Annotated in this window: 25 protein-coding genes; 6 read left to right on the top strand and 19 right to left on the bottom strand. The window is 65.2% G+C overall.

Translation table 11 applies throughout. The features are described from left to right. Window positions 1-36: 36 nt before the first annotated feature. From BFD71_RS20305 to BFD71_RS20315, 3 genes are all read right to left on the bottom strand, one after another. A complete protein-coding gene (locus BFD71_RS20305) occupies window positions 37-201 on the bottom strand; it encodes a DUF1328 family protein (RefSeq protein WP_028210724.1) in 165 nt (54 codons plus the stop codon). A gap of 249 nt (window positions 202-450) precedes the next feature. Further along, on the bottom strand, window positions 451-1296 hold the full coding sequence (locus BFD71_RS20310; RefSeq protein WP_069266095.1) for an alpha/beta hydrolase: 846 nt from the start codon (window positions 1294-1296) through the stop codon (window positions 451-453). A gap of 201 nt (window positions 1297-1497) precedes the next feature. Then, a complete protein-coding gene (locus tag BFD71_RS20315) occupies window positions 1498-1824 on the bottom strand; it encodes a hypothetical protein (protein WP_141710740.1) in 327 nt (108 codons plus the stop codon). A 78-nt stretch (window positions 1825-1902) separates the two neighbouring features. Here BFD71_RS20315 and BFD71_RS20320 point away from each other — a divergent pair, with 78 nt between their 5' ends. Continuing rightward, window positions 1903-2598, top strand: a complete 696-nt coding sequence (locus tag BFD71_RS20320) for an SOS response-associated peptidase (RefSeq protein WP_069266097.1) — start codon at window positions 1903-1905, stop codon at window positions 2596-2598. Window positions 2599-2671: 73 nt separating this feature from the next. Here the strand turns inward: BFD71_RS20320 and rhaS are convergent, their stop codons facing one another. The 6 genes from rhaS to rhaM all read right to left on the bottom strand — a co-directional run bounded on the left by rhaS (window position 2672) and on the right by rhaM (window position 8634). Beyond that, a complete protein-coding gene (gene rhaS / locus BFD71_RS20325; RefSeq protein ID WP_069266098.1) occupies window positions 2672-3679 on the bottom strand; it encodes a rhamnose ABC transporter substrate-binding protein in 1008 nt (335 codons plus the stop codon). Window positions 3680-3759: 80 nt separating this feature from the next. Then, entirely contained in the window at window positions 3760-4779 is a 1020-nt protein-coding gene (locus BFD71_RS20330) for an ABC transporter permease (protein ID WP_069266099.1), read from the bottom strand. After that, a complete protein-coding gene (locus BFD71_RS20335) occupies window positions 4772-5827 on the bottom strand; it encodes an ABC transporter permease (protein WP_069266100.1) in 1056 nt (351 codons plus the stop codon). Before BFD71_RS20335 ends, BFD71_RS20330 begins: the two co-directional genes overlap by 8 nt. Next, window positions 5824-7365, bottom strand: a complete 1542-nt coding sequence (locus BFD71_RS20340) for a sugar ABC transporter ATP-binding protein (protein ID WP_256094821.1) — start codon at window positions 7363-7365, stop codon at window positions 5824-5826. Before BFD71_RS20340 ends, BFD71_RS20335 begins: the two co-directional genes overlap by 4 nt. 28 nt (window positions 7366-7393) lie before the next feature. Further along, the gene (locus BFD71_RS20345; protein ID WP_069266102.1) at window positions 7394-8299 is read right to left on the bottom strand and encodes an amidohydrolase family protein; all 906 of its coding nucleotides are present in this window, start codon (window positions 8297-8299) and stop codon (window positions 7394-7396) included. A gap of 20 nt (window positions 8300-8319) precedes the next feature. Beyond that, entirely contained in the window at window positions 8320-8634 is a 315-nt protein-coding gene (gene rhaM, locus BFD71_RS20350) for an L-rhamnose mutarotase (RefSeq protein ID WP_069266103.1), read from the bottom strand. A gap of 213 nt (window positions 8635-8847) precedes the next feature. Between rhaM and BFD71_RS20355 the strand changes: the two genes are divergently transcribed. Further along, a complete protein-coding gene (locus BFD71_RS20355; RefSeq protein WP_069266186.1) occupies window positions 8848-9840 on the top strand; it encodes a LysR family transcriptional regulator in 993 nt (330 codons plus the stop codon). An 18-nt stretch (window positions 9841-9858) separates the two neighbouring features. Here the strand turns inward: BFD71_RS20355 and BFD71_RS20360 are convergent, their stop codons facing one another. From BFD71_RS20360 to BFD71_RS20400, 9 genes are all read right to left on the bottom strand, one after another. Beyond that, window positions 9859-10641, bottom strand: a complete 783-nt coding sequence (locus tag BFD71_RS20360; RefSeq protein ID WP_069266104.1) for an SDR family NAD(P)-dependent oxidoreductase — start codon at window positions 10639-10641, stop codon at window positions 9859-9861. Window positions 10642-10694: 53 nt separating this feature from the next. Further along, window positions 10695-11873 carry an L-rhamnonate dehydratase gene (gene rhmD / locus BFD71_RS20365; protein ID WP_069266105.1) on the bottom strand — a complete coding sequence of 393 codons (1179 nt, stop codon included), beginning with the start codon at window positions 11871-11873 and terminating at the stop codon, window positions 10695-10697. 24 nt (window positions 11874-11897) lie between these two features. Next, window positions 11898-13256, bottom strand: coding sequence for an MFS transporter (locus BFD71_RS20370; protein WP_069266106.1), 1359 nt, complete (start codon window positions 13254-13256; stop codon window positions 11898-11900). A gap of 94 nt (window positions 13257-13350) precedes the next feature. After that, complete coding sequence (locus BFD71_RS20375; protein WP_069266107.1) at window positions 13351-14103, bottom strand: SDR family NAD(P)-dependent oxidoreductase; 753 nt, start codon at window positions 14101-14103, stop codon at window positions 13351-13353. Beyond that, window positions 14100-14963 (bottom strand): fumarylacetoacetate hydrolase family protein, encoded by an 864-nt coding sequence (locus BFD71_RS20380; RefSeq protein WP_069266108.1) that lies wholly within the window; start codon window positions 14961-14963, stop codon window positions 14100-14102. Before BFD71_RS20380 ends, BFD71_RS20375 begins: the two co-directional genes overlap by 4 nt. Window positions 14964-15193: 230 nt before the next feature. After that, entirely contained in the window at window positions 15194-15910 is a 717-nt protein-coding gene (locus BFD71_RS20385; protein ID WP_028203061.1) for an MIP/aquaporin family protein, read from the bottom strand. 112 nt (window positions 15911-16022) lie between these two features. Continuing rightward, a complete protein-coding gene (gene glpK / locus BFD71_RS20390; protein ID WP_069266109.1) occupies window positions 16023-17525 on the bottom strand; it encodes a glycerol kinase GlpK in 1503 nt (500 codons plus the stop codon). A 93-nt stretch (window positions 17526-17618) separates the two neighbouring features. Next, window positions 17619-19169 carry a glycerol-3-phosphate dehydrogenase gene (gene glpD / locus BFD71_RS20395; protein ID WP_069266110.1) on the bottom strand — a complete coding sequence of 517 codons (1551 nt, stop codon included), beginning with the start codon at window positions 19167-19169 and terminating at the stop codon, window positions 17619-17621. A gap of 291 nt (window positions 19170-19460) precedes the next feature. Next, window positions 19461-20240: a DeoR/GlpR family DNA-binding transcription regulator gene (locus BFD71_RS20400; RefSeq protein ID WP_069266111.1), complete on the bottom strand. Its 780-nt coding sequence runs from the start codon at window positions 20238-20240 to the stop codon at window positions 19461-19463. A 71-nt stretch (window positions 20241-20311) separates the two neighbouring features. Here BFD71_RS20400 and BFD71_RS20405 point away from each other — a divergent pair, with 71 nt between their 5' ends. The 4 genes from BFD71_RS20405 (at window position 20312) to BFD71_RS20420 (ending at window position 23555) form a co-directional block, all read left to right on the top strand. Further along, window positions 20312-20773: a hypothetical protein gene (locus BFD71_RS20405; RefSeq protein WP_069266112.1), complete on the top strand. Its 462-nt coding sequence runs from the start codon at window positions 20312-20314 to the stop codon at window positions 20771-20773. A 94-nt stretch (window positions 20774-20867) separates the two neighbouring features. Further along, complete coding sequence (locus BFD71_RS20410; RefSeq protein WP_069266113.1) at window positions 20868-22259, top strand: uracil-xanthine permease family protein; 1392 nt, start codon at window positions 20868-20870, stop codon at window positions 22257-22259. A 103-nt stretch (window positions 22260-22362) separates the two neighbouring features. Next, complete coding sequence (locus tag BFD71_RS20415; protein ID WP_069266114.1) at window positions 22363-22953, top strand: helix-turn-helix domain-containing protein; 591 nt, start codon at window positions 22363-22365, stop codon at window positions 22951-22953. A gap of 53 nt (window positions 22954-23006) precedes the next feature. Then, window positions 23007-23555, top strand: coding sequence for a GNAT family N-acetyltransferase (locus BFD71_RS20420; RefSeq protein WP_069266115.1), 549 nt, complete (start codon window positions 23007-23009; stop codon window positions 23553-23555). Between the two features lie 21 nt (window positions 23556-23576). Here the strand turns inward: BFD71_RS20420 and BFD71_RS20425 are convergent, their stop codons facing one another. Continuing rightward, window positions 23577-23930, bottom strand: a complete 354-nt coding sequence (locus BFD71_RS20425; RefSeq protein WP_069266116.1) for a hypothetical protein — start codon at window positions 23928-23930, stop codon at window positions 23577-23579. Window positions 23931-24129 lie beyond the last annotated feature (199 nt).

Consider the following 24129-nt stretch of genomic DNA (forward strand, 5'->3'; position numbering starts at 1 on the left):
GGGCTGCGATTCGACTGCCACTAGCGTGGCTCGCTATTAGCCCCTTCTTACGACGCCAAGCACCAACGTGACGAGGAAAATCACGAGGAAGATGAAGAACAGGATCTTGGCGATCGATGCCGCACCCGCCGCAATGCCGCCAAAACCGAACACGGCCGCGATGATCGCAATGATGAAGAAAATGACAGCGTATTGAAGCATGACGTCCTCCTGCATCCGGTGCAACCCGGCTCAAGGGTGGTCGCCGCGCCCCGGCGCCGCGTGCGGTCGCCTGATGCCCGGCATCTGGTTGAGCAGGACGGATCGACGCGCCCGCCCCTGCAGAATCCACTGGAGCAAGCGCGGTGCCCGGCATCGGGCAGGTGTCCGAGGGGAATGATGTGACGGAATCGCCTCGGAAGGGTGCTGGCAAACAGGCGCGCACCGGACAAGCGCGCGCTTCGTGATGCGTTACGCCACTTGCGGATGCCAGCCGGCGCGCTGGAACGCCGTGGCGAAGAAGAGCACCTGGTAGCGGATCGAGTTCGACCAATAGGACCACGTGTGGCCGCCTGGACGTTCCGCGTAATCGTGAGGCACGCCTAGTTCGACGAGCTTTTCATGCAGCGTGCGGTTCGACTGTACGAAAAAGTCGCTCACGCCGCAGTCGATCGTGAGCGCGATATGGGCGTGTGCGAAGTCCTGCGCGCTATCCACGATCGCATTGTTGTTCCAGAACGACGCGTGTCGCGCGGGGTCGCCGAATACGTGATCGATGCCGGGCTCGTCTTCGCAGTTGCGCGGATCGACAGCGCCGCTAATGCTGCCGGCCGCACCGAACGTCTCCTGCCGGTCCAGCGCAATACGCAGCGCGCCGAATCCGCCCATGCTCAAACCCGTGATCGCCCGCGCCTCGCGCATCGCGATCGTGCGGAAATGCGTGTCGATATACGACACGACCTCGCTGCCCACATACGTTTCGTAACGACTGCTCCGATCGAACGGGCTGTCGATATACCAGCTCTCGTGACCGCCGTCCGGCATCACGAGCACGACGTGATAGCGGTCGGCGAGCTTGCCGATGCGGGTGTTCGAGGTCCAGTCGGCATAACTGCCGCCCGAACCGTGCAGCACGTAGATCACCGGAAAGCGCGAGGCGTGGTTGCCACGCGCGTAGTCGTCGGGCAAGACGACGGTCGCGTCGAACGAGCGCTGCATCGCGGCGCTAGGGATCGAAACGACACGCGTCTGGTAGGCCCAGACGGGAGCACTGAGAAGCAGCGCCAGAACGAACCAGCACGTGCGGACAATAGCCATGAGAAGTCGCTCTTGTGTTGACTGCCACGAAAGACAACTGCTTTCGTAGACTCTAACAAGGACCACTTACAGCCAAATTTCAGCGTGCCATACGAATGGTTGGCGACCTTGCGGGAACCCACATGATGGGAGACACAACCCCGCACGCCGCATTTTCGAGCGCACCCTCTATCTCACCAAGCCGGCTGCGCAGGCCAACGATCAATCGCCGTTGCGCCGCCTGCGCCGCAGCCGCCCTTCGGGCTCGCCCTCATGCAGCAAACCCTTTTGACGCGCCGTGAGCGGATCGGTCAAACACGGCTCCGCGTCGAGTTCCTGCTCGAAACGCTCCCACATGCCCGCAGGCGTATTCGCCTTGCCAACGCGCGTGCCGATCGTGAGCCGGATCTGGTTCGCCCGGCTGATGGTGGAGCGCAACCGATGGATTTCCCATAGCAACCGCAATACGACGGGCAAGGGATTCCGGTCGTAGATTTCAGCCAGTTCCGCCGCCGTGAGCGGAGGGAAGTGACGATGATCCCGTCCCATTTTCCGCCCCAAAATACTGTATATTCATACAGCCTATCACATGTCAGAATGATTCTGAAGGAAGGGACGGAGACGACCATGTGCACGAACTACGCCGCCGCACGCCGTGACTACCTCTTCAGGCACTACGGCGTCCTGCCGCCCGACGACCCGTGGCGCGACGAGATCTTCAAGGACTATGCCGCGCCGGTCATCCGCCGGGCGAGCCCGACGGACGATCTGCCCGGGACTCCCGATGCGCGCGAAGCCCTGCTCGCGACGTTCGGCATGGTGCCGCGCAAACAGATTGCGCCCGGCGTGAAGGTGTTCGACACGATGAACGCGCGCGCCGAATCGGTGGGCGAGAGGCGCAGCTTCAGCGGCGCATGGAAGAAGCTACAGCTGTGCCTGATTCCATGCGAGGCGTTTTTCGAGCCGAGCTACGAAACCGGCAAGGCGGTGCGCTGGCGCATTGGTCTCGCCGACGGCGCGCCATTCGCCATTGCCGGCTTATGGCGCGAGTGGGACGAAGGCGAGGCCGGCAAGGCGTACTCGTTCACGATGCTCACCGTCAATGCGAGCGATCATCCGCTCATGAAGCGTTTTCACAAGCCCGGGGACGAGAAACGATCCGTAGTGATCGTGCCGCCTTCCGAGTATGAGAGCTGGCTGGCGAGCCGTTCGATGGACGAGGCGAGGTCATTTCTCAATCTGTATCCGGTGGAGGGGATGGCGGCCGAGCCTCAGCCCCTGCCCCCGCGCGTGAGCCCGAAGCCCGATTCGAACGGCCAATAGCAAACGACCCGGGAAAACGACCCGGCAAACCGGGTCGTTTAGCACTCCACGTCAATCAAACCAGCAACGTGAATCAGAAGTTGAAGTTATCGATATTCGAAGCATCGAACGTCGTGGGCGGCCCGAGAATCACTTCACCGCTCTTGCCGATGGTGCGCTTGCCGAGCTTGCCTGCTTCAAACGACTCGCCTTCCTTGCCCGTGATGGTGCCCGAAGCAAGATTGGCGGCCGCATACGCGGCGAGGTAGCCGAGTGCACCCGGATCCCAAAGCTGGAACGCCTTCACGGTGCCGTTCTTCACGAACGCACGCATCTGGTTAGGCGTGCCGAGGCCCGTCACCACCACCTTGCCCTTGCTCGGCGACGAAGAGATATAGCGCGCCGCCGCGGCGATGCCGACCGAGGTGGGCGCAACGATCGCCTTCAGGTTCGGATACGCCTGCAGCAAGCCTTGCGTCTCGACGAAGGACTTCTGGTCGTCGTCGTTGCCGTAGGCGATCTTCACGAGCTTCATCTTCGAATACTCGGGCTTCTTCAGCTCTTCCTGCATCCACTTGATCCAGGTATTCTGGTTCGTCGCGTTAGGCGTGGCCGAGAGAATCGCGAACTCGCCTTCGCCGCCCATCAGCTTCGAAACGAGCTGGATCTGGCCGCGGCCAATGCTCTCCGCGTTCGCCTGGTTCACGAAGATCTGCCGCCCTTCGGGCGCCGTGTCCGAGTCGAAAGTCACGACCTTGATGCCTTGATCCATCGCGCGCTTCAAATACGGCACGAGCGCATTCGCATCGTTGGCCGCGATAACGATCGCGTCCTGATGCTGCGTGGTCAGCGTATTGATGTACGAGACCTGCGAGGACGCGCCCGCGTCCGAAGGACCCACTGCCTTGCCTTCGCCCTTGAACTCCTTGATCGCGTCCAGACCGCCGTTATCGGCGATCACCTCGTAGGGGTTGTTGATCTGCTTGGGCACGAACGCGATCTTCAGCCCTTCCTTGATGCCGGCCGCATGCGCCGCGACACCGCCTCCCACTAGCATCGCGCACAGCAGGGCCGTGCACACGTGACGTACTGGCTTTCTCATGAATCGTCTCCTCGATGGGTACCGGACGCGTCCGGCTGATTGACTGCCTCTTGACTTCCTTGCCCTTCTTCACACCTCGTTCATGCCGCCCGCGCCAGTGCGCGCCGGTCACGCATCGTGCGCCAGCGCGCAGCGAGATTCGGGATCAGCACCGAAGCCAGCAGCAGCGCCCCGGTCACGATCGTGAGCGTTTCGCTCGACACATCGACGAGCGTAAGCGCGTTCTTCAGTACACCTACGATCAGCAGCGAGAGCAGCACGCCGTACATCGACCCGCGCCCGCCAAAAATACTCACGCCGCCGAACAGCACCGCCGCGATCACCGAAAGCTCGAAGCCCTCGCCGTTGTCGCCGCGTGCGCTCGTGAACCGCAGCGTATAGACGATGCCCGCGAGCGCGCTCATCACGCCCGACAGCACGAAGAGGCGCAGCTTGATCTTCGGCACGTCGATGCCCGAGAACGACGCGGCCGTGGTGTTCGCACCGATCGCGAAGAGGCTGCGGCCGAACGCCGTGGCCTGCAGCCATATCGTGAACACGATCGCGCACGTCGCGACGATCAGGAACGGCAACGGGATAAACGTGCTGCCGAGGTTGCTCATGCCAAAGAGCGTATAACCCGGCGGGAAGTCGGCAATCGCCTGATCGCCGAGCAACACGTAGGCCAGCCCGCGAAACAGCGCGAGCGTGCCGATCGTCACCGCGAGCGAAGGCAGATTGAGCTTCACGATCACGAGCCCGTTGAAGAGGCCCGCGAGGCCGCCTGCCACGAGCACGAGCGCCATGGCGACCGGCATCGGCAAGCCCATGTGCCAGAGCACGCCGAGCAAGGCGCTCGAGGCGCCGAGCACCGAGGCCACCGAAAGATCGATTTCGGCGGCGACGATGATGAGCGTCATCGGCAAGGCCATGAGCGCGACTTCGGTGAGGTCCGCGAGCACGTTGCTGATGTTCGCCCCCGTGAGGAACACGGGCGAGAGCACGCGCCCCACCACCAGCGATGCAATGAGAATGACGACGAGCAGCGCTTCCCAGCTGAGCGGCAAGCCGGGCTTGCGCGTGAGCAGCGCGGCGTCGGGTTTCGGGGCGTTCTTAGCCATGGTCGCGTTTCCTCATCATGCGTTTTGCCACTGAGCGGGCGAGCAGCGTATCGGCGGCGATGGCGGCCACGATCAGCGCGCCCTGGATCGCCTGCTCCCAGAACGGCGAGACGTGCAGCACCACGAGCGCGATGCTGATCACGCCCAGCACGAGCGCGCCGAGCGTCGCGCCGAGTATCGTGCCCACGCCGCCCGTGATCGCCACGCTGCCGACCACGGCGGCCGCCACCACCTGCAGCTCTATGCCCTTGGCGGTGCTCGCGTCCACGGTGCCGAAGCGGGCGAGCCACAGCGCGCCGGCCAGGCCCGCTATCGCGCCGCTGATCAAGAAGCCCGTCGCGACGCGGCGCTCAACGTTGATACCGGCAAGGCGCGCCGCTTCCGGGTTCGAGCCGATCGCGTAGTATTCGCGGCCCGGCCGGAACTGCTTCAGATACACGGAGAGCGCAGCAAGCAGCACGATCGCGATGAGCGCCAACACCGGAACGCCGAGCACCGAGCCCGTGGCGAGCCGCGAATACGCGTCGGGCAGGCTCGTGGCGTTGATCTGGCCGCCATGCACCCACGCGTAATCGGCGCCGCGGAAGATGTAGAGCGTGGAGAGCGTCGCGACGAGCGACGGCACGCGCCCCACGGCCACGAGCAGCGCGTTGATCGAGCCGGCCACGAGTCCGATGGCGAGCCCCGCGACCAGCGCCACGAGCACGGGCATGTGCGGGAACGCGACGTAGAGACTGCCCACGCCATAGGCGCTGATGCCGACCGTCGAGCCGATCGAGAGATCGATATGGCGCATCAGGATCACGATCGTCATGCCCGCCGTGAGCAAGCTCACGATGGAGACGTTGAGTAGCACGTCGCGCAGGTTCTGCAGGTTGAGGAATTGCGGCCGGGCGAGCGCCGTACCGCCCACGATCAGCAGCAGCACCACGAACAGCGTGGTCTCGCGGCTGCGCGCCAGCGCTTCGGCCAATGCACCCGCGTTGCGCCGCTGCGGGCGCGGCTCGCCGCCGTGCAGGGGATGAGGAGAAGTGGAATGGCGCATCATGCGGCGTGCCCCAGATGAATGTTGGTTTCGCCGAGCGCGGCGCTCATGATGCGCTCTTCGTTGGCATCGGCACGTGCGATATCGGCGGTGATGCGGCCTTCGTGCATGACGAGCACGCGGTCGGCCATGCCGATCACCTCGGGCAGTTCGCTAGAAATCATCAGCATGGCCATGCCCTCTTTCACGAGTTCCGCGAGCGCGCCGTAGACTTCGGCCTTCGCACCCACGTCGATGCCGCGCGTCGGTTCGTCGATGATGAGCACCTTCGGCCCGGTGGCGAGCCACTTGCCGAGCACCACCTTCTGCTGGTTGCCGCCGGAGAGCGTGCCCACCGGCGCGTTCAGATCGCTCGCCTTCAGACGCAGACGCTTGCCCCATTGCCCGGCCAGCTCCACTTCGCGCCCCGTGGAGATGAGGCCGAAGCGCACGAGCCGCCCGAGCACCGTGAGCGAGGCGTTGCGCGCAATGCTCAGTTCGAGCGCGAGACCTTGCTGACGCCGGTCCTCGGGCACGAGCGCGAGGCCGGCCTTCACGGCGGCAGCGGGCATGCCGGAGGCCAGCGGCTTGCCCGCGATCTGCACCTGCCCCGCGTCGGTCGGATCGATGCCGAATATCGCGCGCGCCACTTCGCTGCGCCCCGCGCCCACGAGCCCCGCGAGCGCGACGATCTCGCCCGCGCGCACGTCGAACGAAATGTCCTTGAAGACGCCGCGGCGCGTGAGGCCGCGCACGCGCAGCATCACTTCGCCCGGTTGCACGTCCGCCTTCGGGTAGAACGTCGCAAGATCGCGTCCCACCATCTTCGCGACGATGTCCTGGGTCTTGAGCGTGGCCGTGGGCGCGTCGAACACCTTGGCGCCGTCGCGCATGATGGTCACGTGCTGCGTGAGCGCGAAGACTTCTTCGAGCCGGTGCGTGATGAAAAGAATCGCCACGCCACGGTCGCGCAGCGTGCGCGCGATCGTAAAGAGCCGCTCGACCTCGGGCAGCGAGAGCGCCGCCGTGGGCTCGTCCATGATGAGTACGTTCGCGTTGAGCGAAAGCGCCTTCGCAATTTCGATCACCTGCTGGTCCGCGATCGAAAGTCCGCGCACGAGCCGTTCGGGCTTCAATTCGACGCCGAGCGACTGGAGCAGCGCCGCGACCTCGCGATGCATCGTTTCGTAGTCGATGCGGCCCACGCGATCCACGGGCTGACGCCCCATGTAGATGTTCTCCGCGATCGACAGATCAAAGAACAGTGTGGGTTCCTGATAAATTACCGCGATACCGGCGTCGCGCGCCTGAGCGGGCGTCGCGAACGCGCGCTCCACACCGTCGATGCGCATTGCGCCGCCATCGGGCTGATACACGCCCGCGAGGATCTTCACGAGCGTCGACTTGCCCGCGCCGTTTTCGCCGAGCAGCGCGTGCACCTCGCCGGGCATGAGGCTCAGGCTGCCGTCGATGAGCGCGCGCACGCGCCCGAACGACTTGCTCGCGTTACGCAGTTCGAGCCGCGGAGTGTCGCCGGACCTGCTTTTTGCTTCTGCTTCCACGCCTGTCTCCATGTCGTTGCGCGCACACTCAAATACGGTAGATACGTTCCGCGTTGCCGCGAAACAGCGCCGTATGTTCGCTCTCGCTGGCGCCGCTCACGATCGACGCATACGCATGCCAAAGCTTCGAATAGCCGCCGAACAGGCGGTCGACCGGAAAGTTCGAGGCGAACATCGCGCGATCCGCGCCGAACGCGTCGATCGTTTCCAGTACATAAGGCCGCAGGCTTTCGACGCTCCATGCATGGTCGAACATCGCCAGTCCGCTGATCTTCACGGCCACGTTCGGGCATGCCGCAAGCAGGCGCAGGCCGTCGCGCCACGCGCGGTAGCCCGCCACGCTGCTGCGGTCGACGAACATGCCCGCGTGGTTGATCACGAGCTGAATGCCGGGATGCGCACGCGCGAGCGCGGCGGCCTCCTCCATCTGCGAGGGATATAGCTGCAGGTCGAACGACAGACCGTGCTTCTCCAGCAGCGCGAAGTTCTCGCGCCACGCCGCCTCGCGCATGTAATGCCGCCCCACGTAGTCGTAGAGCTGGTTCTCGTGAACGTTGAGAATCTGGCGAATGCCGCGCGTACGCGCAAACGCCGCGTGCGCCTCGAGCACCGCGGGCGCATTGGGCGAACTGAGATCGCAGGCCGCGACGATCGCGTCGGGCAACGCACGCGGCTCCCCCGCATTCTTGGCAATATCCGCGAGCCCTTCCAGCCAGCGCGTTTCTTCCACCGGATCGTCCGGATCGTGATTCGCTTCGACATGCACGACCTTGAGCACGTCGATGTCGCCGGCCTCGCGCAACAGGTCGGCGGGCAGATAGTTGTGCTTGAGTTCGCGCGCATCACAGACGAACGACGTGCCCGGATTCGCGAGCCACGGGTAATGATGCGTATCGAGGTTCCAGAAGTGGACGTGCGGATCGACGACCTGCATGGCATGTTCCTCGCGTGTGCTCAAGGCAAATGAAAGACCTGCACGAGCGGCTGTTGCAGCGGCACGTTGTTGGCATCCGTCTGCATGATGTCGGCCATGTAATCCCACCATTTGCGCATGACGGGCAGCTCGGGCAGCGCGTCCATGGTGTGATCGTCGCGGCGCTCGAGCACGGCAAAGAGATGGTGCGTCGCTTCGTCGAGAAAGATGCGGTAATTTTTTACGCCCGCATCGCGCAGCGCGCTCGCCAGTTCGGGCCAGATTTCGCGGTGACGCCGCTCGTATTCGTCCCGCTTGCCGGGATCGAGCTGCATGCGAAACGCAATTGTCTCCATGATCGTGTCTCCGTCCAGCCTTGATACGTCGTGCGCTTGTACCGCTCATGCGAAGCAGGGGCACGCGTCGACTCGGTGTTTGCCCTGGCTTCGCGGTGCGCGGTTGCACGCGTTTTTACGTGGTTAGCTGCGTTGTGATCCGACTATAATTCCCGCATCGATAGCCAACCAATCCGATGTTGGGATCGGGCGATGCACAAACCGGATCGCTCCATGAACCATCACACTTCCGTCGTCGCACTCGTCAACCGGCTCAGATTCAAGCACCTTGCCCTGCTCGTCGCGCTCGACGACGCGCGCAATGTTCATCAGGCCGCCGATGCCATCAACGTGGCGCAGCCCAGCGCGAGCCGCATGCTGAGCGACATCGAGGAAGCGTTCGGCTTCCGGCTCTTCGAGCGCAACGCGCGCGGCATGCAGCCCACCGCGCTCGGCGTCGTCACGCTCGCCTACGCGCGCCGCGCGCTTGCCGAACTCACGCGCTTTGCCGAAGACCTCGACGTGAAGCGCCGCGGCGGGCACGGCCAGCTCACCGTGGGCGCGATCATGGGCGCCGCGCCCGACCTGCTCGCGCAAGCCGTCGCCACGCTCAAGACCGAACGGCCGCTGCTGCACGTGCGCATCCTCGGCGAAACGAGCGACCAGGTCGTGCAGCTGCTGCATCGCCGCGAAGTCGATCTCGCGCTCGGGCGCCTCACCACGCCGCTGCAGCACAACGATTTCAGCTTCGAACCGATCGCGCGGGAAACGCTCGTGCTCGTGGTGCGCGCGCGCCATCCGCTTGCGCGGCGCGAACAGGTCACGCTCGCGGAACTGATGGACTGGCCGTGGGTTGCGCAGCCCATCACGAGTCCCGCGCGTGAATTGTTCGAAGGCGAACTCGCGCGCGCCGGTCTCGGCACGCCCGCCAATCTCACCGAGTCGGCCTCGATCTTCGCCACGCTGCAACTGCTCGAAAGTTTCGACGCCGTGGCCATGTTGCCCGAGCCGGTCGTGCGCGACCATGTGCGCGGCAAGCTGCTCGTCGTGCTGCCACTCGAAATCGGCAAGAGCCTGCCGGGCTACGGCGTGCTCACGCGCAAGAACGAGCCGCTCGCCGAGCCCGCCGAGCATTTCGTCGGCTTGCTGCGGCGCTTTTCGCAGCCCTTCAAGATGGACGATATCGCTCACGATGGTTCGCACGCGGTCGTGCTCGCTCCTCATTGATACGTGTGGGCCCAGGGCTCACTGCAGATTCACGAATAGCCCGCCGTCCACGAGCAGCGCGGCGCCCGTCACATAGCGCGCGCGGTCCGAGGCGAGAAACACCACGCATTCGGCCACGTCCTCGGGCGCGCCCAGCCGCCCGAGCGGAATGCGCTTTTCGAAGTACGCACGCTTGCCTTCGTCGCTCAGGTCTTCGGCGTTCAGGTCGGTGGCGATGGTGCCCGGCATCACCGAATTGCAGCGGATGCCATAGGGTCCAAGCGCGATCGCGCACGACTGCATCAGCGAATGCACGCCGGCCTTGGTGGGCGTGTAGTGCGTCTGCATGCCGCCACCCACCAGCGCGCTGATCGAACTCGTCGCCACGATCGCGCCGCCCGTGCCCTGCTCCTTCATTTGCCGCGCAACGGCCTGGGTCACGTAGAACGCGCCGTTCAGATTCACGCCGATCGTGCGTTCGAGCACGGCGGGCGGCATGTCGAGAAACGAGTGGAACGGGCAGATGCCCGCATTGCTGGCGAGCACATCGACCTTGCCGAAGCGCTCCACCGTCTGGCGCACGAGATCCACGCCCGTCTGCGGCGCGGCCACGTTGCCTTCCAGCGCGATCGCGCGACGTCCTAGCCGCTCGATCTCGCCCAGCACCTCGTCGATCGCCGAGCGGCGGCCGTACGAGGCGTCGTTGTCGCCCCAGTAGTTGATCGCGACATCGGCACCCTCGCGGGCGCTCGCAATCGCAATGGCGCGGCCGATGCCGCGCGAACCGCCGGTGACGATCACCACCTTGTCCTTGAGCAGCACGTGTTTCTCCTCGTAGCTTGTGATGCGCCTCGCCTGGTGCGCGTTCGGCGCGCTCAGTGCGTGTATGGCCGCGAAAGTTTGCAGTCCGGATTGAGCCGCACGCCGAAGCCCGGTTCGTCCGGCACCTTGAGCCGTCCTTTCACCGGCACCGGTTCGTCGAGCAGCAGCGGCGTGAACATCGGCACCACCTTGTCGGCCTTCGGCGCCATCATGAGGAATTCCGCGAACGGCGAGTTATGGCGCGTCACGACGAAGTGGTAGCTGTACACCGAGGAGCCGTGCGGCACCACCAGCACGTTGTGGGCGTCGGCGAGCGCCGAGATCTTGATGAGTTCGGTCATGCCGCCGCACCAGTTCACGTCGGGCTGGATCAGATCGCAGCAGCCCATTTCCAGCAGCATGCGAAAGCCCCAGCGCGTGGCCTCGTGCTCGCCGGTGGAAACCATCATGCCGCGCGGCACATTGCGGCGCAGTTCGGCATAGCCCCAGTAGTCGTCGGGCGGCAGGCATTCCTCGATCCACTTGAGGTCATACTCTTTCGCGGCCTGGGCAAGGCGCGTGGCATAGCGCACGTCGAGGCTCATCCAGCAGTCGTACATGAGCCAGAAGTCGTCGCCCACGCGCTCGCGCATCGTGGCAAGCAGTTCGAGATTCTTTCTGAGGCCCTCCTCACCTTCGGCCGGACCATGCAGCAGCGGCAGCTTGCCGCCGATAAAGCCCATTTCCTTCGCGAGATCGGGTCGCGCGCCGGTGGCATAGAACATCAGCTCGTCGCGCACGGGGCCGCCGAGCAGTTGATACACGGGTTCCTTGCGGATCTGCCCGAGTAGGTCCCATAGCGCGAGATCGACGCCCGAGATGGTGTTGAGCACGACACCCTTGCGGCCGTAGTAGAGCGTGGCGTAGTACATCTGGTCCCACATCTTCTCGATGTCGGTCACGCGCTGCCCTTCGAGAAAGCGCGCGAGATGCTTCTCGACGATGAATGCGCCGATCTCGCCGCCCGTGGTCACGGCGAAACCCACGGTGCCGTCGCTCGCCTCGACTTCCACGACGAGCGTGCCGAGCACGTCGATGCCGAACGAGCGGCGGCTCTGACGATACTCGGGATAGCGCGCCATCGGCGTGGAAATATGGTCGTCGATCCAGTGGCCGTCGGGTTGATCGTGATAATCGGCACCGCCGCCGCGCACGGTGAAGGCTCGCACGTGTTTGATGGTTGGCATGGCCATGTTACGTAGCTCCTGGGTAGAGGATTAGCGCGCGCGCCGCACGGGCGGCTCGAATGAGCGAGCCGCCGGCGCAACGGCGCGCGGCGCGACGACAAGAATGAGCAGCGCGGCGGCAATGCTTGCAAGCCCGAGCAGTTCGAGGCCCGCCGCGTGGGAAGCAAAGTTTCGGTCGGCGGCGGCGCGCAGCATCGGCGCGATGAAGCCGCCCAGGCCGCCGAGCGAATTGATGAGCGCGATGCCGCTGGCAGAGGCCGCGCCCGCGAGATCGCGCGCCGGGAAGGTCCAGAAGAGCGGCTGCGCCGCGATGAAGCCGCTCGCCGCGCAGCACAGGCCGAGCATCGCGACGATCGCGCCCGCGGTGCCGCCAAGGCCTGCCGCCAGGCCCGAGACGGCGATGCCGACGCCCGACATCACGAGCAGGCGCGCGGCCCAAGCGCGATGCCCTCCGAGGCGGTCCGCGCGGCGCGGCACGATCCACGTGAGCGCCACGGCGCACAGCCAGGGCACGGCCGCGAGCAGGCCTACCTCGAGGCCCACGGAGGCGCCCACGAGCGAGGCCACCTGTTGCGGCAGAAAAAAGATCACGCCGTACACGCTCATCTGGATCAGCGCATAGATGCCGGCATAGGCGAGCACGCGGCGGTCGAACAGCGCGGCGAGCGCATCGCGCGGGCCGTGCGCGGCGGCTTCGCGCGCGTCGAGCTGGATCGCGCTCGTGAGCGCGCGGCGCTCGTCGGGGGAGAGCCAGCGCGCGTCCCCGGGCTTGTCGACGAGATACCAGAAGGCCCACACGCCAACGGCCGAGGCCAGCCCGCCTTCCACGAGAAAGAGCCACTTCCAGCCTGCGAGCCCGAAGGTGCCGTGCATCTCGAGCAGGAGTCCTGACAACGGGCCGCCGAAGATGAAGGCCAGCGGCGCGCCGAAATAAAACACGCCGATGGCGCGCGCCCGCGAGGACTGCGGAAACCACTGCGTGAGGTAATAGATGATGCCGGGGAAGAAACCCGCTTCGGCCACGCCCAGCAGGAATCGCAGCACATAGAACGAAGTCGGCGCCTGCACCCACGCCATCGCCGCGGAAATCATGCCCCACGTGACCATGATGCGGCACATCCAGATCCGCGCGCCCACACGGTGCAGCGCGAGATTGCTCGGCACTTCGAAGAGTGCGTAGCCGACGAAGAACACGCCCGCGCCGAAAGCGAATGCCGCGTCCGAAAGACCCGTATCGTGCAACAGCGCCTTTTGCGCGAAGCCGATGTTCGCGCGGTCGAGAAACGCAAGCACGTACATCAAGAGCAGGAAGGGCAAAAGGCGGCGCATGGCCTTGCGGCCCGCGGCTTCCGCCAGCGTAGGTGCCAAGGTAGGTGCCTCGATCGACATCGATGTCTCCTGTCGGCGCTCTTCTGTTACCACCGCGCCGTTATCGTGATCCCGCGCGTTGTCCGGCCGGTGCGCGCGGGTCCTGCTTCCCGCCTCAGTATGTCGCGCGCCCGCCCGAAAGATCGAATACCGAGCCGGTACTGAACGCGCAGTCTTCCGTCGTCAGCCAGACGATCATCGAAGCCGCTTCGTCCGGCATGAGGAAGCGGTTCATCGGGATCTTCGCGAGCATGTAGTCGATATGCTGCTGCGACATCGAATCGAAAATCTCGGTCTTGGCCGCCGCCGGCGTCACGGCATTGACGAGCACGCCCTTCGTGGCCAGCTCCTTGCCGAGCGACTTGGTCAGTCCGATGAGCCCGGCCTTCGATGCGCTGTAGTGCGAAGCATTCGGATTGCCTTCCTTGCCGGCCACGGAGGCGATATTGACGATGCGTCCATAGCCCTGCTCGATCATGCGCGGCACCACGGCGCGGCAGGTCAGGTAGCTGCCGATCAGGTTCACTTCGATCACGCGGCGCCACACGTCGACGGGTAGTTCCCACGTGAGACCATTGCCCCCCGTGATGCCTGCGCTGTTCACGAGCGCGTGAATCGCGCCGTGCGTTTTCACGGTTTGCTGTGCGGCTGCCTCGACCGAGGCTTCGTCGGTCAGTTCGACCGTCACCACCGAAACCTTGCCCAGCTCCGACAACTCGGCGCGCGCGCGTTCGAGCCGTTCCGCGTCGATGTCCCAGAGCGCGACCGACGCGCCCGAACGCAATGCCCGCTGCGCCACGGCATAACCCAGACCGCGCGCGCCGCCCGTCACGACCATCACGCGATTGTTCAGATCCAGTTGATTCATTGCGCCTGCTCTCCTTGTTCCGCCACGAGGCGTTGCTGTTGTTCGCCCAGGCCGCTCACGCCCAGCCGCATGGTCTGTCCCGCGCGCAAATAGATGGGTTCCGGCTTCTGCCCCATGCCGACGCCAGGCGGCGTGCCGGTCGAGATCACGTCGCCGGGCTGCAGGCTCATGAACTGGCTGATATAGGAAACGAGCGTGGCCACGTCGAAGATCATCGTGCGCGTGTTGCCGTTCTGGTAACGCTTGCCGTCGACTTCGAGCCACATGTCGAGCGCCTGCGGGTCGGCGATCTCGTCGCGCGTGACGAGCCAGGGGCCGAGCGGCGCGAAGGTGTCGTAGCCCTTGCCCTTGTCCCACTGGCCGCCGCGCTCGATCTGCCATGCGCGCTCGGAAACATCGTTGACCACGCAATAACCGGCCACATAATCGAGCGCGCGCTCGCGCGGCACATTGCGCGCTGCTTCGCCGATCACCACACCCAGCTCGACTTCCCAGTCGACCTTCTTCGCGTCCGGGGGAATCAGCACGTCGTCGTTGGGACCGGTGATCGAACTCGTTGCCTTGAGGAAGAGCACGGGCTCTGTGGGGACGGGCATATTGGATTCGGCGGCGTGATCGGAATAATTGAGGCCCACGCAGACAATCTTGCCGACGCTGCCCACGCACGGACCCAGGCGGGTGTCGGCGGGAACGAGCGGCAAGGCGGCGAGATCGTGTCCGGCGAGCTGGCGCAGCGCGGCCGCGCCGAGGCCGTTACCGGCCACGTCGGGCGTGACGCCGGAGAGATCGCGCACGCGCCCCTCGTTATCGATCACACCCGGCTTTTCAGCCCCCTTACTGCCCCAGCGGACCAGCTTCATGCGGCGTCTCCTGATATTGGAATGGATCGTTGACAGCCAATATAGGGGTGCCGCGATAGCCGAACAATCCGAAAGCCGCATGAGGCGATAGCGAAAGCGGATCGCGCCCGTTGTCGCGTTATGTGTCGTGGGTACGCAGAAGAACAAAAGCCCGCGAACGCCGTGGCGTACGCGGGCTTTGTGCACTGCAACGCGCCTGGCTCGCAGGCGCGGCATGAGTCACAGCATGGTCAGTGCATCGCGTGCAGGTAGTGATAGAGACCGGCCGCCGCGGCACCGCCGGCAAGCGGCCCGAACACCGGAATCCACGCATAGCGCCAGTCGCTGTCGCGCTTGCCCGGAATCGGCAGCAGCGCGTGCATGATGCGCGGCGAGAGATCGCGCGCCGGGCTCATCGCGTAGCCGGTCGGGCCGCCGAGCGAAATGCCGATGCCGAGCACGAGCAGGCCCACGGGCAGCGCGTCGAGCGCGCCGAGTCCCACCTGCGGCGAGGCCAGATAAAGCACGCCCAGGATCAGCACGAAGGTGCAGATCGCTTCCGTCAACACGTTGTGCCGCTTGCTGCGAATAGCGGGCGCCGTGCAGAACACCGCGAGCTTGATATCCGGATCGGCTTCGTTCGCGAAGTGCTGTCGATAGGCAAGCCATACGAGCAGCGCGCCCGCCATGCCGCCGAGCATCTGCGCCGCGATATAACCGCCGACCTTCGACCACGCGAACTTGCCCGCGAGCGCCAGGCTGATCGTGACGATCGGGTTGAGGTGCGCGCCGCTGAACGAGGCAGTCACGTAGACCGCCACGAACACGGCCATGGCCCAGCCCATCACGATGACGATGAGGTCGGCGCCCTTGCCCTTCGTTTTTGCCAGCAGCACGTTCGCAACGGCGCCGTTACCGAGCAGCACGAGAATGGCCGTGCCGATGAATTCCGCAATATAGGGTGACATGATTGTCGTAGTCTCTCTCTGCCCGCGCGGTGCATGCGCACGAAGCGCATGCGATCCCGCTGCGGGTTATGTTAATTAGTTATGCTTGTATGTTCTAAAGCTGACTCGCGGCTCAGTGCGAGTCGTCCGCCCAGGCCTTGGCCGCGCGCACCGCACGCTGCCAGCCTGCGCGACAGGCGTCGACCTGCGCGCCCTGCATCGACGGCGCGAAACGGCGGTCGAGCTTCCACTGGCTCTGCAGTTCGCCCACGTTCTGCCAGTAGCCGGTTGCGAGGCCTGCAAGGTAGGCCGCGCCGAGCGCCGTGGTTTCGGTGATCTTCGGGCGCACCGCATCCACGCCGAGCAGATCCGCCTGGAACTGCATGAGCAGGTTGTTCGCGCTCGCGCCGCCGTCCACGCGCAGCTCGCCCACGCTGATGCCCGAATCCGCTTCCATGGCCGCCAGCACGTCGAGCGACTGGTACGCGATCGAATCGAGCGCCGCGCGCGCGAGATGCGCCGAGGTCGTGCCGCGCGTCACGCCGAACAGCGTGCCGCGTGCGTGCGCGTTCCAGTGCGGTGCGCCGAGGCCCGCGAACGCCGGCACGAGGTACACGCCGTCCGTATGCGGGACGCTTGCGGCGAGCGCTTCGATTTCCGACGCGCTCTTGATGATGCCCATACCGTCGCGCAGCCACTGCACCACCGCGCCCGCGATGAAGATGCTGCCTTCGAGCGCATAGTTGACTTCGTCGCCGATCTGCCACGCGATCGTCGTAACGAGGTTGTTCTTCGACTCGATGGGCTTCGTGCCCGTGTTCATCATCAGGAAGCAGCCCGTGCCGTAGGTGTTCTTCACCATGCCCGTGCTCGTGCACATCTGGCCGAACATCGCGGCCTGCTGGTCGCCCGCGATGCCGGCCAGCGGAATCTTCGAGGCGAACACCGTGGTCTTGGTCGGACCATATACTTCGGATGACGAACGGACTTCGGGCAGCATGCTGCGTGGAATTTCGAGCGCGTCGAGCAACTCGTCGTCCCATTGGCGCGTGTGAATATTGAAGAGCATGGTGCGCGACGCATTCGTCACGTCGGTCACGTGCAGTTCGTGCTTCGTGAAGTTCCACACGAGCCAGCTGTCCACGGTGCCGAACGCGAGCTTGCCTTGACGCGCTTTTTCGCGTGCGCCGGGCACGTTGTCGAGAATCCAGCGAATCTTGGTTGCCGAGAAGTACGAATCGATCGGCAGACCCGTTTTCGCGCGCACTTTCTCTTCGAGGCCGCGCGCCTTGAGCGAGTCGCAGAAGTCGGCCGTGCGGCGGTCCTGCCAAACGATGGCGTTATAGACGGGATGGCCCGTCTCCCGATCCCAGACGATCGTCGTCTCGCGCTGGTTCGTAATGCCGATCGCGGCGATGTTGGTGCCGTTCATGCCGGCGCGCGTCACGGCCTCGGCGGCGACGCCCGCCTGGGTCGACCAGATTTCCTGCGGATCGTGCTCGACCCAGCCCGGCTGCGGATAAATCTGTTCGAACTCTTTCTGGGCAACCGAAACGATGTTGCCCTGGCGGTCGAAAAGCATGGCGCGCGAACTCGTGGTGCCCTGGTCGAGCGCAAGAATGTACTGTTCCTGCATGTCTCTCATCTCCGTCTGTACTAGTTGTGATGACGCACCGCGGGGACGGCGCGTGGGGGGTACGTGACCTACCTTGCGTGATGCCGGCGAACTTCAGTGCTGCGCGGTCGCCGTCGCGCTTGTTGCGGCAAACCAGTGATCGATTGCGGCGGCCACGCCGTTGAGCGTGCCCGGCGCGACATGCAGGCCCAGCTTCGAGCGGCGCCACAACACGTCTTCCGCGCGCGTGGCCCATTCGGCGTTGCGCAGGTAGCGCAATTCGGCCTCGAAGATGCCCGGCGCGACTTCGCAGCCGAGGCCCGCGAGCGATTGCGCGTTGTCGAGCAGCCGCTCGGCGCGCGTGCCGTATGCGCGTGCGTAGCGGCGCGCAAGCGGTGCAGGCAGCCACGCATGGCGTCTCGCGAAGTCCTGCGCAAAGGGCTCGAAACGCGCGTTCGCGATATCGCCGCCGGGCAGCGGCGCGCCGGCCGTCCACGAAGGCGCGGCGTGGCCGAGCACGCGGCACAGCATGTCCGATGCCTCTTCCGCGAGCTTGCGGAAGGTCGTGATCTTGCCGCCGAACACCGAAAGCAGCGGCGCGCCGGCGGTTTCGTCGAGTTCGAGCTTGTAGTCGCGCGTGACGGCGGACGCATTCTCCGCGCCCTCTTCCTCGAGCAGCGGACGCACGCCCGAGTAGGTCCATCGCACGTCGGTCGGCGAGATCTTGCGCTTGAAATAACGGTTGATCGACTCGCACAGGTAGCGCGTTTCGTCGCCGTCGATCGAGACCTTCGCGGGGTCGTGGTGATACTCCACGTCGGTCGTGCCGATGAGCGTGAAGTCGTGCTCGTACGGAATCGCGAAGATGATGCGCTTGTCCGGGTTCTGGAAGATGTACGCGTGGTCGTGCTCGAACAGGCGCTTCGTGACGATATGACTGCCCTTCACGAGCCGCACGCTGTGCTGCGCGCCGCGCCCGAGCGCACCGTGGAGCACCTCGCCCACCCACGGCCCGGCCGCGTTGGCGATGGCGCGAGCGCGCACGTCGAAGGTGCTGCCGTCCGGGCGGCGCAGGAGCGCCTGCCATTCGCTTTGCGCGCCGTTCGTGGCGTTCGTGCGCACGGCGGATACGAGCTTCGTGCGCGTGAGGATTTGCGCGCCGCGCTCCTGCGCGTCGAGCGCGTTGAGCACGACGAGGCGCGCGTCGTCGACCCAGCCGTCCGAATACACGAAGCCGCGCTGGATCGAGTCGATGAGCGGCTCACCCGCCGCATGGCGGCGCATGTCGATGCCGCGCGAGCCCGGCAGCAATTCCCGCTTCGCAAGATGGTCGTAGAGAAACAGGCCCATGCGAATGAGCCAGGCGGGACGCAGATTCGGCATGTGCGGCATGACGAAACGCAGCGGCCACATGATGTGGGGCGCCGCGCGCAGCAGCGTTTCGCGCTCCTGCAGCGCCTTGCGCACGAGCCCGAATTCCCTGTACTCGAGATAGCGCAGCCCACCGTGAATCAGCTTGGTGCTGCACGACGAGGTATGCGAGGCGAGATCGTCCTGCTCGCAAAGGAGCACCGACAACCCGCGGCCGGCCGCGTCGCGCGCGATGCCCGCGCCGTTGATCCCGCCGCCCACGACGAGCAGATCGTACCGGTTCTGTTGAGTCACCCTGCTGTGTCCCTGAAAGAAAAACGAACCTCGAAATGTTCGAATTCGAAATTTATCGAACATGAACGAAAAAGTAAAGGTTCGATTTTCGGGCTTTTGACCGAAAGCAGTGCGTAAACGAACATACATCGGACATTATCGAACGTTCGTCGGGCGCGAATGAAAACGGGGCCTTGCGCGCCCGATGGGCAGCACCCCGCCCGCTCGCGAAGCGCGTTGGATGGCAGATCGGAAATGGAGAAGACGCACAGACGACGCGCCCGGAAAAAGCGCGTACGAAAATCCCGCGGCTTATGCGGCGACGTGAACCTGCGTGCCCGCGGCGAGCACCGCCTCGTTCATTTCCTCGGGCAGCGGCTGGTCGGTGAAGAGCGCGTGAATCTGGCTCAGGTGCCCCTGGCGCACGAGCGCCGGGCGGCCGACCTTCGAATGGTCGGCCACGAGGTAGACCGTGCGCGCATGCTCGATGATGGCCTGCGCCACGCGGACTTCGCGCGTGTCGAAGTCGCGCAGCGTGCCGTCGGTCTCGATGGCCGAGGTGCCGATGATCGCGTAATCCACCTTGAACTGGCGGATGAAGTCGATGGTGTGCTCGCCGACGATGCCTTTGTCCCAGGGCCGCACGACGCCGCCCGTGATCATCACTTCGCAGTCGGGGTAGCCGCTCATCACGCTCGCCACGTTGAGGTTGTTCGTGACGACGCGCAGTCCCTGATGATGATTGAGCGCGCGCGCGACTTCCTCGGTCGTGGTGCCGAGGTTGATGAAGAGCGAGGCCTGATCGGGAATGTGCTGGGCCGCCAGGGCCGCGATGCGGCGCTTCTCCTCGTGGAACATGTGCTGCCGTGCACTGTACGAGACGTTCTCCGCACTCGTGGGCAGGCTCGCGCCGCCGTGATAGCGGCGCAGCAGATTCATGTCGGCGAGCCAGTTCACGTCGCGGCGAATGGTTTGCGGCGTGACGTCGAAATGCGAGGCGAGATCGTCGACCGTGACGAAGCCGTCGCGTTGCACCCATTCGAGCATTGCCTGCTGGCGCGCGTTCAGGGTGAGGCGAGGATCTCGTGTCATTGGCTCGTTTGGCATGCAAGTGAGGACCGACCTATTGTAAGGGCTTGCCCACCCGAATCAGGAGAAAGCCGATGCATGCCGTACGCAAATGGATAGCAGGCGCCGCCGTGGCCGCCATGCTGGCCCCGCTGTGGGCCCCGCTGCTGAACCCGCTTCCCGCCGCCGCGCAAACGAACCCCGGCGCGACGCCTCCGGCTGCGCCCGCCGCCTCCGCCACGCCAGCCGGCGACGGCACCTTCCTCCTGACGATCTTCCTGAAGCACGACGAGTCGAAGCCGCTGCCGAAGATCAATCAGCAACTCGCGGAACAGGGCTTCTACAAGGCCTTCCCGCCGCCCGGCATCGAAGTGGTCTCGTGGTACGTGATGATGGGGATCGGCCAGGTCGTGACGCTGCGGGTGCCCGCCGACCGGCTGCGCGAGGTGAACCGCGCGATCGAGGAAACCGCATGGGGCGGCTACCACACGGAGTTTTATCCGACCTATGACTACAAGGCGCACGCCGAGCAGGCGCGGGCGCGCAACGGCAAGTAGCGGGACGCGGGCGCGCCCTGAAGCAGGCGCGCCCAGGGTTGCCCCGAAGCTTCCGTTAAAATGCTGCGCTTTCTCTATTCCCCCGCCGCGCCCGATGCACTCCGCTCCATCGACCTCGCCCGCCGCTGCCCGCGAAGCGAACGACACCGAACTCACCCACGACCTCGTCTACGGCCCCAACGACCGCCCCGCGCCCACCATCGCCTTCGTGGCCGCGCTCCAGCATCTGCTCGCGATCCTCGTGCCGATCGTGACGCCAGGGCTCCTGATCTGCCAGGCGCTGGGCGTCTCCAGCCGCGACACCACGCTGATCGTCTCGATGTCGCTGGTGATCTCCGGCATCGCCACGTTCCTGCAATGCAAGCGCGTCGGGCCGCTCGGCGCAGGCCTGCTCATCGTGCAGGGCACGAGCTTCAACTTCGTCGGACCGCTCATCGCGGGCGGCAGCCTGATGGTCAAGCAGGGCACGCCCGTCGAATCCGTGATGGCCGCCATCTTCGGCGTCGTCATTGCGGGCTCGTTCGTCGAAATGGCCGTGTCGCGCATCCTGCCCTTCGTCAAGCGGCTCATCACCCCGCTCGTCACCGGCATCGTCGTGCTGCTGATCGGCCTCACGCTCATCAAGGTCGGCCTCATCAGCATGGGCGGCGGCTATGGCGCCATCGCCAAAGGCAACTTCGCGAGCGTCCAGAACCTCACGCTCTCGGGCCTCGTGCTCGGCACCATCATCGTGCTCAACCGCGTGCCCGTCGTCTGGGTGCGCAGCACGGCGCTCGTCATCGCACTCGCCATCGGCTATATCGTTGCGGGCGCAATGGGTCGGCTCGACTTCACCGGCGCGCGCGAAGCCGCGCTGTTCCAGATTCCGACCCCGCTGCATTTCGGCCTGGGCTTCTCGTGGTCGCTCTTCGTGCCGATGCTGATCATCTACCTCGTGACCTCGCTCGAAGCGATCGGCGACGTCACCGCCACCAGCAAGGTGTCGAAGGAGCCGGTGGAAGGCCCGGTGTGGATGCGGCGCATCAAGGGCGGCGTACTCGTGAACGGCTTCAACTCGCTGCTCGCGGGCTTCTTCAACACGTTTCCCAGCTCCGTGTTCGCGCAGAACAACGGCGTCATCCAGCTCACCGGCATTGCCAGCCGCCACGTTGGCCTCTGGATCGCGGGCATGCTCGTCGTGCTGGGCCTCTTCCCGCCCGTGGCCGGCTTGCTGCAGGCCGTACCCGAACCCGTGCTGGGCGGCGCAGCCATGGTGATGTTCGGCGCGGTGGCCGCTTCGGGCATCAACATCCTCGCGGGCACGCGCCTCGACCGCCGCGCGCTGCTCATCATCGCCGTGTCGCTGGCACTGGGCCTGGGCGTCTCGCAGGTGCCGGAGATTCTGACCAGCCTCCCGCATGCGCTCAAGAACGTGCTGGAGTCGGGCGTCGCAACGGGCGGCATTTGCGCGCTCGTGATGAACTGGTTCCTGCCGGAAAAGGCTTAACGCTCGTCGAGCGTGTGGCCCTGATGCCGGGCCGCACGCTTTTTTATTGACCGCAATTTCCAATTTACTGGATAATGACTCCATCATCTTGGAAACGAACCCCATGGATACCCCGACCGACGCCGGCATCAACGAGCGCATTGCCCGCTGCGTGCGCGACCTGCGCGCCACGCGCGGCCTCACGCTCGACGCGCTGGCCGCGCGCAGCGGCGTGAGCCGTTCGATGATCTCGATGATCGAGCGCGGCGCCGCCAGCCCCACGGCCGTAGTGCTCGAAAAGCTCGCGGCGGGGCTGTCGGTCTCGATGGCGAGCCTGTTCGGCGCCAGCGGCGAGAGCACGCCCGCCGAGCCGCTGGTACGCCGTGCGCAGCAGGTACAGTGGCGCGACCCGCAATCGGGCTATACGCGCCGGAGCGTGTCGCCGCCCAACTGGCCTTCGCCGATCCAGCTGGTCGAAGTGGATTTCCCGGCCGGCGCGCGCGTAGCCTACGAAACGGGCAGCCGCGAGACTGTGATTCACCAGCAGGTCTGGGTGATGGAAGGACGGATCGACGTGGAACTGGGCACCGAACGGCATGCGCTTCATGCAGGCGATTGCCTCGCCATGCGGCTCGATCAGCCGCTCATCTTCAGCAATCCCGGTTCGCAGGCCGCGCGTTACGTCGTCGCGATTTGCGATGCGAGCGGACTCTGAACCCGCGTCATTCGCCTCGATCTTCCAGCCTTTTCATTTAAAGAGGATTCCCCATGAATTCGAACTCACGCAGCGATGGCGTGCGCTTCATCGATTGCAACGAAACGGACCACGCGTCGGCGATTCTCGAGATCCTCAACGACGCGATCGTCAATTCGACCGCGCTCTACGACTACAAGCCGCGTCCGCCCGAGGCCATGGTCACGTGGTTCGGCACCAAGCGCGCGAACGGTTTTCCGGTGGTGGGCGCCGTAGACGAGGCCGGCACGCTGCTCGGCTTCGCGAGCTGGGGCACGTTTCGCGCGTTTCCCGCCAACAAGTACACGGTCGAGCACAGCGTCTACGTGCACCGCGACCAGCGCGGCCGCGGCCTCGGCGAACGCCTGCTGCTCGAGTTGATCCGCCGCGCCCGTGAGGAACAGATTCACGTGATCGTCGGCTGCATCGACGCCGCCAATGCCGGCAGCATCGCGCTGCACGTCAAGCTGGGCTTCACGCACTCGGGCACGATCAAGGAAGCGGGATTCAAGTTCGGACGCTGGCTCGACGCCGCGTTTTACCAGCTCAATCTGGAGATGCCCGCCCCGCCGGTGGACGGCTGAGGCGAGCGCGCGCCTCGCGACTCAACGTGCGCTCGAGCGGGGCGCAGCCGCCGTCATGGCATTGCGGAGATGGCGCGCCCGCAGCGGCGCGCGTGCCGCGCGCTTCGAGGCGCACGCCGCGCGCGTGGCACGCCGCTTCGCCTGACTGCGGTTGCGGGACTCGGCCTCGCGCGTGGCGCGCCGCGCCTGCCTGCGCACGACGAGCAGCACGCCGCCGATTGCGGCGACCACGGCCACGCGAAACGGCGACGATTCGAAGGCGCGTTCCGGCACGTGCAGCAGAAGAATGGAAATGAACACGGCGACCTGAATGAGGATCGCCGAAAGCGAAGCGACGAACAGGTAGGCGTGCAGGCGATCGGCCGGCGGCTTCATGGGGCTGCACTCCAGAAAGTTGCGCGGACAACGATATCGAGTCTGGCTGGTTATACCCTACGCCTCGCGAATGTCAGGCGCATGGCAACGCGCGAAGCTGGGCAGCATGAAGGGATCGTGCCTGCTCCAGGCTGATGAGAACCTTAAGGAGAGGCGCCTGCGATTACGCTTTTATTGTCGGACGATAATTGTTTATGCA

The organism is Paraburkholderia nodosa (assembly GCF_001718195.1).
Lineage (GTDB): Bacteria > Pseudomonadota > Gammaproteobacteria > Burkholderiales > Burkholderiaceae > Paraburkholderia > Paraburkholderia nodosa_A.

Excerpts from the sequence above, each read along its gene's own strand:
- BFD71_RS20305 (WP_028210724.1), bottom strand. The coding sequence starts at position 201 with ATGCTTCAATACGCTGTCATTTTCTTCATCATTGCGATCATCGCGGCC.
- BFD71_RS20310 (WP_069266095.1), bottom strand. The coding sequence starts at position 1,296 with ATGGCTATTGTCCGCACGTGCTGGTTCGTTCTGGCGCTGCTTCTCAGT.
- BFD71_RS20315 (WP_141710740.1), bottom strand. The coding sequence starts at position 1,824 with ATGGGACGGGATCATCGTCACTTCCCTCCGCTCACGGCGGCGGAACTG.
- BFD71_RS20320 (WP_069266097.1), top strand. The coding sequence starts at position 1,903 with ATGTGCACGAACTACGCCGCCGCACGCCGTGACTACCTCTTCAGGCAC.
- rhaS (WP_069266098.1), bottom strand. The coding sequence starts at position 3,679 with ATGAGAAAGCCAGTACGTCACGTGTGCACGGCCCTGCTGTGCGCGATG.
- BFD71_RS20330 (WP_069266099.1), bottom strand. The coding sequence starts at position 4,779 with ATGGCTAAGAACGCCCCGAAACCCGACGCCGCGCTGCTCACGCGCAAG.
- BFD71_RS20335 (WP_069266100.1), bottom strand. The coding sequence starts at position 5,827 with ATGATGCGCCATTCCACTTCTCCTCATCCCCTGCACGGCGGCGAGCCG.
- BFD71_RS20345 (WP_069266102.1), bottom strand. The coding sequence starts at position 8,299 with ATGCAGGTCGTCGATCCGCACGTCCACTTCTGGAACCTCGATACGCAT.
- rhaM (WP_069266103.1), bottom strand. The coding sequence starts at position 8,634 with ATGGAGACAATTGCGTTTCGCATGCAGCTCGATCCCGGCAAGCGGGAC.
- BFD71_RS20355 (WP_069266186.1), top strand. The coding sequence starts at position 8,848 with ATGAACCATCACACTTCCGTCGTCGCACTCGTCAACCGGCTCAGATTC.
- rhmD (WP_069266105.1), bottom strand. The coding sequence starts at position 11,873 with ATGGCCATGCCAACCATCAAACACGTGCGAGCCTTCACCGTGCGCGGC.
- BFD71_RS20370 (WP_069266106.1), bottom strand. The coding sequence starts at position 13,256 with ATGTCGATCGAGGCACCTACCTTGGCACCTACGCTGGCGGAAGCCGCG.
- BFD71_RS20375 (WP_069266107.1), bottom strand. The coding sequence starts at position 14,103 with ATGAATCAACTGGATCTGAACAATCGCGTGATGGTCGTGACGGGCGGC.
- BFD71_RS20380 (WP_069266108.1), bottom strand. The coding sequence starts at position 14,963 with ATGAAGCTGGTCCGCTGGGGCAGTAAGGGGGCTGAAAAGCCGGGTGTG.
- BFD71_RS20385 (WP_028203061.1), bottom strand. The coding sequence starts at position 15,910 with ATGTCACCCTATATTGCGGAATTCATCGGCACGGCCATTCTCGTGCTG.
- glpK (WP_069266109.1), bottom strand. The coding sequence starts at position 17,525 with ATGCAGGAACAGTACATTCTTGCGCTCGACCAGGGCACCACGAGTTCG.
- BFD71_RS20400 (WP_069266111.1), bottom strand. The coding sequence starts at position 20,240 with ATGACACGAGATCCTCGCCTCACCCTGAACGCGCGCCAGCAGGCAATG.
- BFD71_RS20405 (WP_069266112.1), top strand. The coding sequence starts at position 20,312 with ATGCATGCCGTACGCAAATGGATAGCAGGCGCCGCCGTGGCCGCCATG.
- BFD71_RS20410 (WP_069266113.1), top strand. The coding sequence starts at position 20,868 with ATGCACTCCGCTCCATCGACCTCGCCCGCCGCTGCCCGCGAAGCGAAC.
- BFD71_RS20415 (WP_069266114.1), top strand. The coding sequence starts at position 22,363 with ATGGATACCCCGACCGACGCCGGCATCAACGAGCGCATTGCCCGCTGC.
- BFD71_RS20420 (WP_069266115.1), top strand. The coding sequence starts at position 23,007 with ATGAATTCGAACTCACGCAGCGATGGCGTGCGCTTCATCGATTGCAAC.
- BFD71_RS20425 (WP_069266116.1), bottom strand. The coding sequence starts at position 23,930 with ATGAAGCCGCCGGCCGATCGCCTGCACGCCTACCTGTTCGTCGCTTCG.